General features: G+C 50.8%; 8 protein-coding genes. 6 read left to right on the forward strand and 2 right to left on the reverse strand.

Annotated elements, in window-relative coordinates; translation table 11 throughout:
- Positions 1-109: 109 nt before the first annotated feature.
- Entirely contained in the window at positions 110-4,399 is a 4,290-nt protein-coding gene (locus FS806_RS09330) for an FIMAH domain-containing protein (RefSeq protein WP_186328293.1), read from the reverse strand.
- A 369-nt stretch (positions 4,400-4,768) separates the two neighbouring features.
- Positions 4,769-6,445, reverse strand: coding sequence for a hypothetical protein (locus tag FS806_RS09335; RefSeq protein WP_144934941.1), 1,677 nt, complete (start codon positions 6,443-6,445; stop codon positions 4,769-4,771).
- A gap of 428 nt (positions 6,446-6,873) precedes the next feature.
- Here FS806_RS09335 and FS806_RS09340 point away from each other — a divergent pair, with 428 nt between their 5' ends.
- The 6 genes from FS806_RS09340 (at position 6,874) to FS806_RS09365 (ending at position 13,344) form a co-directional block, all read left to right on the forward strand.
- Positions 6,874-8,070, forward strand: coding sequence for a ParM/StbA family protein (locus tag FS806_RS09340; RefSeq protein WP_144934944.1), 1,197 nt, complete (start codon positions 6,874-6,876; stop codon positions 8,068-8,070).
- Between the two features lie 57 nt (positions 8,071-8,127).
- On the forward strand, positions 8,128-8,661 hold the full coding sequence (locus FS806_RS26660) for a hypothetical protein (RefSeq protein ID WP_260982037.1): 534 nt from the start codon (positions 8,128-8,130) through the stop codon (positions 8,659-8,661).
- Between the two features lie 1,146 nt (positions 8,662-9,807).
- A complete protein-coding gene (locus FS806_RS09350) occupies positions 9,808-10,815 on the forward strand; it encodes an alpha/beta hydrolase (RefSeq protein ID WP_144934947.1) in 1,008 nt (335 codons plus the stop codon).
- Positions 10,816-11,006: 191 nt separating this feature from the next.
- The gene (locus FS806_RS09355; RefSeq protein WP_260982038.1) at positions 11,007-11,387 is read left to right on the forward strand and encodes an EamA family transporter; all 381 of its coding nucleotides are present in this window, start codon (positions 11,007-11,009) and stop codon (positions 11,385-11,387) included.
- Positions 11,388-11,543: 156 nt separating this feature from the next.
- On the forward strand, positions 11,544-12,236 hold the full coding sequence (locus FS806_RS09360) for a response regulator transcription factor (protein WP_144934953.1): 693 nt from the start codon (positions 11,544-11,546) through the stop codon (positions 12,234-12,236).
- 31 nt (positions 12,237-12,267) lie between these two features.
- Positions 12,268-13,344 carry a sensor histidine kinase gene (locus tag FS806_RS09365; protein ID WP_144934956.1) on the forward strand — a complete coding sequence of 359 codons (1,077 nt, stop codon included), beginning with the start codon at positions 12,268-12,270 and terminating at the stop codon, positions 13,342-13,344.
- Positions 13,345-13,440 lie beyond the last annotated feature (96 nt).

A 13,440-nucleotide genomic window follows, 5' to 3' on the forward strand; every position in this document is an offset into this window, starting at 1 on the left:
AACCTATTCGACAGGGAGAGGCCTAGAGAATTCCTGTGCAATCCTTAATTTACACATAATTAGTAAAGAACCCGAGAACAGTCTCGGGTTCTTTGTGTCGAGTAGTGGTTCAAGACGGCAGGAGCGAGGCGATTACCTCTTGGGCGTCTCGTACCAGCGCACTCTTAGCTTGGGGAGTTATGTGTTCCTGCATAGGCTCGTTGTTTATATGTTTCAAGAAATTTTCCATATGCTTGGCCGCTTGCACGGTATCCCCCTTAAGCTGATGATGCTGCGCCTGCCGAAGGCTGTTCCGCAGTTGATTCGCAAGCGGCCCTCTTACCGCTTCCTCGGCAATATACTCATCCGTCAGCCGTATCATGGAATCGACCGTAGCCGACGGAAGCTCCCAGGAAGCCGACAGCGGAATCCGGAAGGAGGCTCCGGCTTCAAGATCATATACGTACCCTTTGCTGAAATCGCTATTGTCGACGAAGGAGCGGATAGTCGTCGCATCTCCGATGTCCAACCGGTAAGACGGGCCGCCGAGCGGGATCACTCCTTTAATGGTATAAGCGGCATTGCGGGTTCCGTCATTTTCGATGAAAATAGTCCGTCCCACCCATTCCTCCGCCCGGGCATCCGCTCTATCAAGCTGTACGGTGATGCTGTTCTGCAGCGACATCTCTTTGGTAAAGTCGGTGACCGTTCCGGAGACAGCGCCGACATCCGTGGTCAAATCGGTCTTACCGATGGGATGGAAGGCGGTTCCGTCGTTCACATAAGAGTATATATGCCGGCCGTCCTGTTCGGAGTATACTCCGAAGAAGCCCTGGAACTCCAGCTTGCCGTCTATTGTGTACCTTGTGCCCGAATCCAGAGCGCTGACGATGTAATCGGTACGGCCGTTCGCCAGTTCCACTTTAACGGCTTTAACTTCGATACCGTTCGGATCATCTGCGGGGACGCCGTCGGCATGGACGGAAACCGGGGATATGGATCGGATAAACCGGTTGTCCTTATAAGGCTCGATAACCGATGTGAATAGGCTGCTCAACTGTTCGCCGCTCCGGTGGGCGATCATATATTTCAGCGATTTGGGGTTGCCCGGTTTATTCCGGGGCGGCACGCCGTCCGCAAGTGCGACATCGTCGATCTCGCCGAGCATCGTCAGGCGGAGATGGATGTCTTCCTCCGTTTGGAGTACCTTCCATGTATCTGTGACATCCCAATCGAGACTGAATTGAGCGGAAGGATTGTTGTCCCGCTCCACATTTTTAAGCCAGTGAAAGCCAGGTCCCATATACTGTGTCCCGGGGACGCTGTCGTCGGCGGGTCTTTCGCCGAACGGTACATCGGGTCCCGCATAAGTGCCGGACGGTTGAGCGGTCAAGTTCAACCCCTCGGTCGATACCGGGCCTTCTGCCGCGTGGAAGCTGAAGTGATGCTCGCTGCCGCCCTTGACGCGGAAGAAATCGATCGCATAAGAGTTCTCATCATCCACGCGAATCATCGCGGTTGTCCGTCTGTACAGCTCGGTTTGCGGATAAACTTTGGGAGCTTCCACATCTATTAACTGGATCCTATCCGCATCGTCATAATGCTTGGGTTGAGATACCCATTGGACGTTCTGCTTGGATCTGTCGACCATGACCGTGTTGTGGCTGATCGTATTATTCATCCATTCATGACGGTGCTTGTCGGTAGCGTTCGCTTGCTCCGGGTAACCCAGTTCCGGCAGCAGGTCCAGTCCGAACGCATGAAGTCCCAGGTTGAGCGTATCTCTATGGCCGTGTCCGCCATTCCGGCCGTAGTACATCCATGTGTCCCGGGAAGTATCCTTGTAGGTATCGTCCCGGCGGGCTTGTTCTTCGGCGTCCAGCAGTGACATTTCGATCAGCCCGGCCTTGTACCCCGTAGCCGCTTCGTTCTTGCCGATGCATTCAAAAGTGATCGTGTGCGTTCCGGCCGTCAGAGGAATTTTGGCTATCGCTTCATGCTCGCTTCCGGAACCGAAGAAGTCGAATTCTGCAACCCGGCTTCCATCGATTTTAACGGCATATTTTCCATAGGTGGCTCCATGAAGCGGCTTAAGGCTAAGTTCATATTCATCGTCTTCGGTTACTTCAAAGTCAAAGGTGATATAGTCCCCCGGAGCGGTAGCTTCAAACTGCAGCACGTTGGTCGCTTCAAACAGCTTGTAATCTTTGTTGGTTTCCGAAACCGGCATCAGCGGGAACGAATACGGCACGCCGAAGTCGAATTTGGCCTTGATGCCGTCCCGGAGAGCCGTAAATCCGTACCCGGTCAAGTTGACGCTGTCCAAATTCAGAGGTCCGTGCTGGGCGATGACTGCTTCAATATCTGCGGCAATCTTCTCGGGGTCGGCCGAGAAAATATCGCCATGGATTCCTTCCGTCCGATTATTATTAAGAAAATAGACCACTTGTGCGAAGATGGGATCGCCGTATACTTCGAAGGCTTTAAGCGCCAGAATCCGGCTCAGATTCAAGCCCGGATTGCCCGTCGTTCCCGAATCCCCGATTTGTGGCGTGTATCTTTCGATCATGGTGAGAGGGATCATGGAAGAGTACATTTTCTGAAATTTGACGTTCTGATATAAATCCGCAGCCGGATATTTGTCATATCCGCGCAAAATATCCGCGACGAGCATGTAAGGATTGATCCATGATGCATTATAGCCGGGTGCGGCTTCGTTGCCGTGGCCGTCGCGGTCGACATCGTTAACCATGCTCACCAGAATGTTGCCGCCGGTTACTGTGTACGGAATTCTATTGACCAAGCCTCCGGCCTGGAAGGTGAAATCCAGCCATTCTTTCGTTTCCGGAAGTGTGTCATGAACGACTGCCGCCAGCGCCAGTGCGCTCTGATGGTAACCGTTGTTGCCGCGAATTTGCGATCTCTGGACAGCCGGGTAAACCTGTCTTAGAATGCCGTCCTCGATATTTCTCCTTATGCCGACGGCGCTCGTCTTGAGCGGAAGCCGGTATTGTTCCCCTTTGGCTCTCAAGAAAGAGATCGTCTCGGGATCATCGATCGCGCTGAAGAAAGCATCATAAGCGTTAACATAATCTTTGATCACCGCGGTTTCCCAGATGGAGCCGGTAGCTTTGCCGGCCACAACCCCGCCATGCGAGTTCAAATAGACGTTACTGTCGTGAGCGGACAGATCCATACTCGGATAGATGTCCGCAATCCGGTCCAGCAGAATGATGCCGGCCCGGGCATACTTCATATCTCCGGTATAAATATAAGCGTCCCGGAATGAATTCAAGGCGTTCGGAATAACTGCCGTGCCGTTGCCGCCCATCCATAAAAACCAATGGGTATAATAAGCAATGAACGTATAGCGCTTTCCGGTTTCCGGATCTACCCACCCGAATCCGTCGTCTACTCCCCAATCCGGGCCTTTCTCGGGATACAGCGTGTTAACAAGGAGACTGCGGTCGGCTTTCTTCGGATCAAAGATGCCATGCTCGTCCAGCCCGCTTCTGTAGTAGGCCCCGAAATCGTTCGTGGGGAACTTGTAACCGCTTGTCGGATCGGTAATTTTCCACGGTTCATTCACCGGGTCGCCGCCCCAGGGATAGTTGCCCAGCTCTTTCAGAGCCTCTCCCGTTACCGGACTCAAGTTGCCCTCGAATTGATTCGTATTGTAGCTTCTGGGCAGTGATTGGGGAGGGACCAGCTCCCATAATCGCTCGTAACCGAGCTTCAAGTATTCTTCGGCACGGCTGACGGCCGCGTCTCTTGCACTTTTCGCCCAGGCGAATCGTTCGACGTTCTGACGGGCGGCAGCCATTTTCTCGGGCGTATAGACGGTGCTGCGGGTCTTGCTGCTCGTCACCCGGTCGGTATTCAGCAGAATCAACTCGCTGGGGTATAGGTAATAGCCGTTTCCGTTCCCCAGGCCATTGCCCTTGTCCGTTACCTTCAGGGTAAACACATGCTTGCCGGAAGTAAGGGGTATGGTGTCCATGGAGACGAGCGGTCCATAGCCGCCGGTTACACTGTAGAAGCTGTATCGGCCGATTGAGTCTCCGTCCACCGAAAGGTCGGCAGTTCCCCCGTTGGGGCTCCAATAACCGCTAAAGCGGATCCAGTACTTTCCGTCCTCCGGAACTTCGAATTCGAAGGAACGGGTCGGATAATTCAGTGAAGATTGCATCTGTACTCCATAGATTTGGGGGACCAGCTTGGGGGCGGCGTTGGCATCTCCGACCACATTCCATCCAGGCTGCGTCGTTTGTCCGGGAAGCCCGAGCTGCTTGAAGGAATAGGTCAAAGTATCCCCGGCGGGAGGATTGTCTTCCGCTGCGAATCCGTGTGTTGGTATAGTCCCGATGATCAGGGCGGTCAAGATAAGGATTACCGGCTTTCGAAGAAAAAACAGTTTCATGTTCATACCTCCTTTTATGTGTATTGCCAAAAGGGTCTGCAGCCCGATTAGGACAAAGAACGCCTCCTTTTCTCTCTGTATTTGAAAGCGCTTCACTATGTAGGGGAGAAAAAGGGGGTGGGTGCCCCCTTCGTTTGTAAAAATTATGAAGAACTTTCACCTTTATTATAGGACATGTACCATACATGTCAATATTTTTTGAAGGTTCGGTGAAACCCGTTGCGCTGTGCTGACTGTTCAATTTAAGCGATCTGTACGAACAGTAAAGGGAAGATTGCCGCACTTGTATTTATCTACAATGCTCGTTAAACGAAAAGCTGGAGAGGGGAGCATAAATGCTGACCTTCTCCAGCTTTAATGGGTTATTTCCTAGGAAGAGCAAGTGACTGCCATTCGTGCGATCGGCTCGAACCGATCGAAGGACAAATCGCTGCTGTTGATTTTGCGCTCCGGGGTACCGCCACCGGCCGGAACATTCAGCAGAAGCTCTGTTCCCTGGAAGGTGCGGTAAGAGACCGAGCAGCCCTGCTCCCCGCGGCCGGCAAACTGCGGGCGCCGGGCGGCGAGCCGTTCCGCCCATTGCTCCAGGGTAGTGATCTCCTGGGCCGCGGCTTCTTCCCGGCTTGCGACTTCCACAACAACGCCGTTGTCGGACCCGGAGCACGTCAGGGCAAGCTTGTCCGAACCGATCGTGGCAGTAGCGGGACGGGCCAGGAAAACGGCGAAGTAAACATCGTCCACCGATCCGAACCAATCGTTGCCGCGGGTGGTCCACTCGCCTAAAGGCAGGGCGCCGACGATCGTTCCGTCTTCTCCGGCCGGAACCGGGTATAGTGCGGCTGCAGTCTGGCGGTGAAGCAGGATTTCGCCGAAATCGCTCGCATGCCGCAGATCGCCCGGCTTATAATGCTTGCCGGGATGGAAGAAGTAGAGCTGATTGGCGGAGGCATCCTTGCGGATCGGCAAAGAAACGGCCCAGCGGATCTGTTCGTTGTCGAATTCCTCGACTCTTTCGTAGACGCCGCCGACAGCGAACTGCTCTGTCCGATAGATGAACTGATGCAGAGGCTGATCGTTGGCCGTATGGGGATGCGGAGGAACGGTGAAGTTCCATTCCGACGTCTCCCCGCTGCGGGCCGCCGCTGCAATCTCCGCGGGCACCTCATAATCGAACAAGGCGAAGCCTTCGAGACGATAGATGGCGGATGGCAGGGAGAAATCGCCGAATTGTATGTAATCGGCAATATAATTTCGGTCCGCCGGAGCATCGTTAGCCAAGGAACGGGAGCGGGGACCGATCCATGCCCCTTGCAGGTAGCATTTGGCCCGGTAGGTCCACAGCCATTCCAGGACGCGGGCGGCCGTTTGCCGGATTTGCGGATCCTCGGTGATTTCCCATGTGCATGTGAAAGCCTGGACCCAATGCCAGAACCAGGGCAGACAGCCGTACTCCTGAAATCCCCGGCTGGTCAGCCTATGGAGAATAGCCTGCAGATTCCGATGTCCGTCTTCTGCTAATTCGGAATCTCCGAGGCCGGCTCCCAGCGTAACTTTCATGTTAAACAGCTTGGCTTCATGGTGATGGAAGGCCTGCTGAGGAACGTCGTATATTTTGCTGCGGTGAAGATGGGTCAGGCTGGTCTTCAGCTCATCCTTCAAGGCATCGCTTAGATAGGCCTGAAACTTCACATAATACAGGCTTAATATGTTTCCGACAAGCTCCGCCGGCAAGGGATGCGCCGGGGCTGACTGGGGATCGTTCCCTAAATTCAGCGGCCAATGTCCGTACCGCTCGGCTTCCGGATCGCGCTGCTGCAGCCTTAATACCCGAAGCAGCATATTTTCCGCTGTATCTTTGGCCGTTTGGCGGTCTGCGGCAAGAGGGATGTCCTCCCTGCAGGCAGCCAGATGCAGATGCAGAGCGTAGAACAGGTTGTCGCGAATATCTTTATGAAACCAGAATCCGGATGGCAGAACGGGCAGTGTTAAGGCGGTTTCCGCCGCAAGACGGAGAATCTCCGTTCGTCTTGACGGTATGGTGGTCATCGTTCAGCTCCCCCTTCGTTATCGTATACTACAAGAATTGTAGGCTCCCGCCCCGAAAATGTCCAGTTTGGGAGACAGAATTCGCAAGTTCGAGGAGCGCCGCAGGGCGAACGGACGCGAAAGATGCAACATTCTGACCGCTGCTGTATAATGGTGACTGAAAAACGCCTCTTTTGGTATTACCAAATAGTACAAATTGACTGAAATGAGGATGACGGCAGGAAATTCGATACGGAAATCGAATATTTATGGTACGCCGCTTTGTCCAGTCACCAGAGTTCAGATGATTATGTAATGGTCGTAATGTCGAAATGAACAGTTAACGGGTCCCCGAGGGACAGTGTTGGTGGAAGCACTCTATACATTCATAAAACTGCGATTCGCCCGGAAGGCGGATCGGTAAGAAGAGAAGAGGAGGAGCAGCAAACATGCAATTTCATTTTTTCGTAGGAAATGACAACGGGAACAGCGAGCATGATATTATCGTCGACGGGAAACTGATTCAGCAGCCCAACGTAAACTGCACCGTAGATCGGCTGCCGTGGAGTGAGGAGCAGGCTCCGGAAAGCTTTATCAAGAATCTTCAGGATCAGCTGATCGTAACGATCGATTCCCCATCCGCCCGTCCGGGAATGTATTACATAGGCAAATTCGCTCTGGAGAGCGGCGAATTGATCGAGAATATGCAGGTAGGACTCGACCGCAAGAGCGATGTCGATCTTCCGCTGGTGAATACTCTGGGACAGATTGCTGCCGTAGCCGTACAGAGGGCTTACGAGGAAGAGAAGAAGATCGTCGAAAATCTGGAAGTGCAGGTAGACATGGCGACGGCGCTGCCGATTACGCAGCATACGGACGAAAGCTCCTCCAAGTTTGAGAAAAGGTTTACGAACGGTCCGCATCATGTCACGGTTCATCTGGGCAAGCAGCGGGTGGCGGTCAAGCTTGTCTTCGTCTATGCGAAAGCTATTCCGGAAGCGACTCCGGTAACGTTCGCGCTTCAGAAGGATACGGAAGGCAACTGGCGTGAAGGCGACATTTTCAAAGAATTTGTTGAAACCTACGGATTGGACAAGAAGTTCAACGGCTCTTATTTCAAGGATAAGAGAATTCTCCATATCGATATCGGAGACGGATCGACCGAGTACCCGATAACAGAAGGCAATAAATTTCTGCGTCAATTTATTCATGGAAGCAACCATGGAGCGGGTTATGCCATCGAAGAGGCGTTGGACGAGTTCAACCGGCTAATCCATCTTCCGGACAGTCCCCGCCAATTCTTCAGCGATGTGATCAAAAATCCGAGACACAAGTATCATGCCCGCGCGATGAAGACGCTGAAGAGACCGCTGGAAGGGCAATCCCGCCACATTATCCAGAATATCCGCAAGCAGCTTACGAAGGCGAGGAACGAAATAGATATCATCTGTGTCTATGGCGGAGGCAGCATTCTTATGCGCTCCATTCTCTATCCCATGCTGAAGGAGCTGTGTGACGAGCGGGAAATTCAGCTTCTGTATATTCCCGCACAGTATGCCGTGACCATGAATGCTCAGGGACTGGATGCATTCGTCCGCGGCAAAATCTACGATGCCTTAAAGAGTAAAGCGAAAAAAGCCGTCTAATCCCATGCGGAGGCTCTGCACTGCATGATGTATGGCGCTCCAAAGGGGTGATCATCTATGAAGAAGCTGAAGAAGCCCGGCGACAATATCAGCTTGAAGACGAAGAAGAACGAGGCGCCCGCGATTATCGACTGGATAAACAGCCAGACGAATCTGATGGATTCAATCCGTTATTTGATAGAGAACGAGATCAGAGAGAACGGGGTCCGCAATCTGCAAAATTATATTCCCGCCGAGAGGGCGTTAGGCGTTATTCCGGCGCCCTCTGCGATGGCCGTTTCCATGGGGGCTCTCCATCCCGGTGCCAGCATGGAGACAGCCGCGGCGGCGGAGACGGTGTATCCGCCTGTCGGGCAGGCGGTAGAGGAGGCGATGCCGGTCGAAGCGGAGCACGACGGGGCGCCTTCCGGAGAATCGCCCTCAGGGGAATCGTTAGGGGGCAAGCGGACTCCGGAGGAGATCGCTTCCGAACCGGCCGATGCATCGGCGGTTCCGCCTCAGGTTGATGTCGATCCGGCTGCGAGCGGAGAAAACGCGGAAGTGCCGATCGATGACGAAATCGATGAGGAGGATATTGAATCCTGGCTGTAGGCGTGTGATGATGCCAAGTAATGACCGGGATTACTTGATATTTCTGCTAGGCTGTGTATAGGCAGCTTATAGCTTCAGATCGAGATCGCTTGGGTATATACAGCGGCTGCTGTCGGAGATCGTCCGGCAGCGGCTGTTTTTTTGATTGGTAAAGATGATTTAACTGTATTTTATGTAGGTAAATTCAAGCGAAGGGTGGAAAGTCATTGAAGTAAATGGAGAAAATACATTTAGAATCAAGGTTTTTTGCTGAAATCGCCTTTTTTGTACAAACTAACTGCAGTTTTGAGGCTGTCTATTAACTGTGGACAGTTTTCTAACTTGCTTCTCAAATGCCCTCAGATCGATTTTCTTTTCGACAAGAGATTTACCTGCATTAAAAATCCGTATAAGAGGGCGATTTAGAGGCGATTTTGTAATTAATAAAATGTGTCCACATTAAATCGACAGCCTCTTTCATACAGTTAGATTTCTATATTCGGAAGAAATATGGAAACTAACTGGAAAACCTACAGTTAGTTTGCGCCAAAACAGCCGTTTCGCCCAAAGTTGCCCATTTTAACTGTAGTTTATCCAGTTAGTTTGATCATTTTCGCCCATTCGCTTGAATCTACCTGTACAAAATACAGTTAGATGTGCCGCTCCGCTTGTAACGATGCCTGCAGACGGTAAAATAGACGAATTTTCCCTTCCGGAAAAGATGTCACCGGTACCTTCAAGCGGTACCGTCAGGCGGGCCGCAAAGTGATGTTCTTGTCAAGTCATCCTCCGGATACGGAAGATACGGGCTGTTCCCCGGACAAAACCGGAGTAGGACAAAATACTTAGACTAAAGTTTAGATTTTAATGGGTTAATTAGTAATACATGGTACATTTTCCGCATATAATCTTATCTCATTTACATGGCACATACCTCTATTAAACCAAGATGAACTATAGGTTTATGGACGAGATTCCCTTAAATCCCTGCCTATGCGGGCTGTCTTATTCCATCAGTGTCCGTTTGTGTTTGTTACGTCCCTGTAATATAAGCTTAATAATCATGTAATCCAAAAGTACTATTTGTCGAAAATATTAAATAGTATAATGAAATAAATTCATTATTCGCATAATTTTTCATCATGTCATACTACGGGAGGCGACAACATGAACTCGACACCGGTTATTTCATCAACACCCCTGTTTCCTGAAAGCGCTACCAGTCCGACGGTTTCGTCTAATCGGTCTAATCGCTTTAATCGGTTTAAGTGGCTATATTTGAGCCTGTCCTTGATTGGTATAGTCATTGTTAGTGCAGTACTTGGTTTCTACGCTTATATTGCATGGGTTCTGGCCAGACCGGTTATCCCTCCGCTACAGTCAAATCCCCTGCAGGCCGTCGGCTTGCCTTATGAGGAAGTTCAATTCCCCAGTGCCAATGAATCGCGGATAGTCGATGGCTGGTTTATTCCGGGCTCCTCCGCGACCACCGTCATTTTGTCCCATGGGTACGGAACGAACCGGGAAGAGCCTTGGGTTCCAAGCTACGAATTGGCGGCCGAAATCAATCGGCACCAATATAATGTGCTGATGTTTGACTATGGGTTTGTCCACCCGGACCGGCCATTTACCGGAGGGATCGTTGAGACTCAGGAGCTTCTCGGAGCGGTTAACTATGTGAAACAAAGGGGGGCCGAGCACGTTTTTATATGGGGCTTCTCCATGGGAGCCGGTACAGCCCTTCAAGCGGCTCTTAATACCGACTTGATTGATGGAATGATATTGGACAGCACCTTTATTCTGGACCCGGAAACGATGTTTTTCAATATCAAGCAGCAGGCCAGCCTGCTTCCCCGTTTCCCATCCATTGCTTTGGTCAGCATGTTTCTTCCCGTGTTTAATGGACATAGCTTCAAGGAAGTGCCCTATCGGACGGTGAATCAGACGTCCTATCCCATACCGATCTTATTGGTTCATAGCGAACAGGACGATAAGGCCCCTTATGAAACGATAACCCGGTTTTATGAGAATCAGAAGGATGAGCCCAGGACCAAGCTCTGGCTGCTGCCGGATGCCCCTCATGAGATGATTTTCCGCACCCATCCTGAGGAATATTTGCGCAGAACGTTTCAATTTCTCGAGGAAATTATACGGCCGGACAGCCTGACGGTATGATTCCATGAGCGAATATTGCCGGAACGGAAGGTTACGGGCGATTCCGGGTGTAATATAGGCACATAATTTAACAATCGGATGACCAAGAGGGCTGACTTTAACAGGCGGCCTTTTTGGCGTTGGACAATTATATTAACAGTCTCCCTTAAGAATATTTTAAGGGATCCCTTGCAGCTAGAGTGCTATATTAAGTGAGATTTCACAGATTATTGAAACGGGTGATTCGCATGAAAAATCTCACGAGCTACGGGATATTGTTAGGCAACATTGTCCTGCTGGTCCTGGGTCAAACCTTATTCAAGCTTGGACTTCAAAAAGCAGGCGGGCTGATCTGGACCAAATTAGCGACCTCGTTCTACATCTACGGAGGATTGGCGCTTTACGGCACGGCAACGGTGTTATGGTTTGTCGTGCTGTCACGATTACCTTTAAGCGTTGCTTATCCGCTTCAGAGTATAGCCTATGTCCTCGCGCTGCTTGTGGCCGGTCCGGTTTTCGGAGAAACGATCACGATTACGCGCTGGGTGGGGATCGCCATTATTCTGGTTGGAGTCTATATCGTTTCCAGATAATGGGCATCCGAGTTTTTCGAAATTGGCCCCGATTCGATTTCCAGCTATCTCCTTAAGAATATTTTAAGAGATATCGTATAATGGGAATGCTATATTAGTGGGAGAATCCGCCTGACGCCTAGACGGATAAATGGCCGGAACTGAGGAGGGTTTAGTATGTTCGGAGGGACGATTCTTCTTGTGGATGACGAGAAAGAAATTATAGACCTCTTGGAGATATATTTGAAAAATGAAGGATATCGCCTGTTGAAGGCCAGCGACGGGGCAGAGGCTCTGGAGCTATTAAATACGAATGATGTCGATCTGATTATTCTGGATGTCATGATGCCGAACATGGACGGGATTCAAGCCTGTATGAAAATCCGGGAAGAGAAGCATATGCCTATCATAATGCTGTCTGCCAAAGGCCGGGAAATCGATAAAATTACCGGACTGAGCATAGGGGCGGACGATTATGTGACCAAGCCTTTCAGTCCTCTAGAGATACTGGCCAGGGTCAAGTCGCAGCTCCGCCGGTACAGGCAGCTCAATGTGTCGCCGTCCAAGAACGATAACGAAATGATCATCGATGATTTAGTCATCAATATTGCCACGCATAAGGTGACCGTTGACCATAATGAAGTGAGATTAACCCCCAGAGAATTTTCCATTCTGGAGGTGCTGGCCAGAAACCGGGGAATCGTATTGAGCATGGAGCAAATTTATGAGGAAGTGTGGAACGAGCCCTTTTTTGAGGCCAATAATACGCTGATGGTTCATATTCGCAAAATTCGCGAGAAAATTGAGAAGGACCCGAGCAAACCGCAGTACATCAAGACGGTTTGGGGGATAGGTTACACCATCGAATAGCGGAAGAGGGGAGGGTCCGGAGGCGATCAAGATGAGAAATAAATTTATTCGCACCGTTCGCTGGAAGTTTATATTTGTATTCATCCTCAGCGTGGCATTCTCGGCTATTACTGTTTTCTTATGCTATCAACTGGCCCTCCTGCTTATTCATAACTCCACGGTTAGGTGGGTGGTGCACAATATTGGCTCTATCCCCGTTATGGTAGTCTGCGGCGGGATTCTCTTCCTGTTCTTCTTCTTCCTCCTAAGCCAGAGAATTATCCGTTATCTGGAGGAAATTACTCAAGGATTGCAAGAGATAGCCAAGGGAAATTTGTCTTACGAGATTGTCGCCAAATCATCGGATGAATTGGGGATGGTCGCGGAAACCATCAACACTATGACCAAGCAGCTGAAGAAATCGATTGAAGAGGAAAGGTTGGCCGAGAAGACGAAGAATGAGTTGATTACGGGGGTTTCCCATGATCTACGCACGCCGCTTACCTCGATTCTCGGTTATCTGGAATTGATTGAGAATGACCGCTACAAGGATGAAGTCGAATTTCGTTATTACACCAATATTGCGTATGATAAAGCATTAAGATTGAAAAAGCTGATCGACGACTTGTTTGAATATACGTCCATTCATGATAAAGGTCCGCAGCTTGAGACCCAGGTCATAAATCTTAACGGGTTGTTAAAACAGCTCGCGGAAGAATTCAACCCGCTCCTGACCAAGGCCGGGATGACCTACCGCATGATGGCGAGCAGCGAGAAGCTGTCTGTCCAGGCGGACGGCAATCAGTTGGTGCGGGCCTTCGAGAATCTGATATCGAATGCCATTCGTTATGGCCGTGACGGGAAATATGTCGATATCCGGCTCAGTATGGACGGGGAAGAAGCCGTCGTACAAATCATTAATTACGGGAAACCGATTCCCGAGAAGGACCTCCCCCGTATATTCGACAGGTTCTACCGGGCTGAGAAGTCCAGATCCTCCCGGTCCGGAGGCTCCGGCCTGGGGTTGGCCATTACCAAAAGCATTGTAGAGATGAACGGCGGCAAAATAACGGTTGAAAGCAGCCGGGCACAAACGGTGTTCGAAACCAGATTTCCGCTTATCTCCTAACTCTCTCTTTACCCCGATGTTGTATTATCGGGTTAAGACCCCCACCTCTATAGGTGGGCTCTAAATCAGGTGGAGTAGAGTCTCCATCTGATTACT

The sequence above is a fragment of the Paenibacillus sp. 32O-W genome (assembly GCF_007679495.1).
Lineage (GTDB): Bacteria > Bacillota > Bacilli > Paenibacillales > NBRC-103111 > Paenibacillus_L > Paenibacillus_L residui.

Excerpts from the sequence above, each read along its gene's own strand:
- FS806_RS09330 (WP_186328293.1), bottom strand. The coding sequence starts at position 4,399 with ATGAAACTGTTTTTTCTTCGAAAGCCGGTAATCCTTATCTTGACCGCC.
- FS806_RS09335 (WP_144934941.1), bottom strand. The coding sequence starts at position 6,445 with ATGACCACCATACCGTCAAGACGAACGGAGATTCTCCGTCTTGCGGCG.
- FS806_RS09340 (WP_144934944.1), top strand. The coding sequence starts at position 6,874 with ATGCAATTTCATTTTTTCGTAGGAAATGACAACGGGAACAGCGAGCAT.
- FS806_RS26660 (WP_260982037.1), top strand. The coding sequence starts at position 8,128 with ATGAAGAAGCTGAAGAAGCCCGGCGACAATATCAGCTTGAAGACGAAG.
- FS806_RS09350 (WP_144934947.1), top strand. The coding sequence starts at position 9,808 with ATGAACTCGACACCGGTTATTTCATCAACACCCCTGTTTCCTGAAAGC.
- FS806_RS09360 (WP_144934953.1), top strand. The coding sequence starts at position 11,544 with ATGTTCGGAGGGACGATTCTTCTTGTGGATGACGAGAAAGAAATTATA.
- FS806_RS09365 (WP_144934956.1), top strand. The coding sequence starts at position 12,268 with ATGAGAAATAAATTTATTCGCACCGTTCGCTGGAAGTTTATATTTGTA.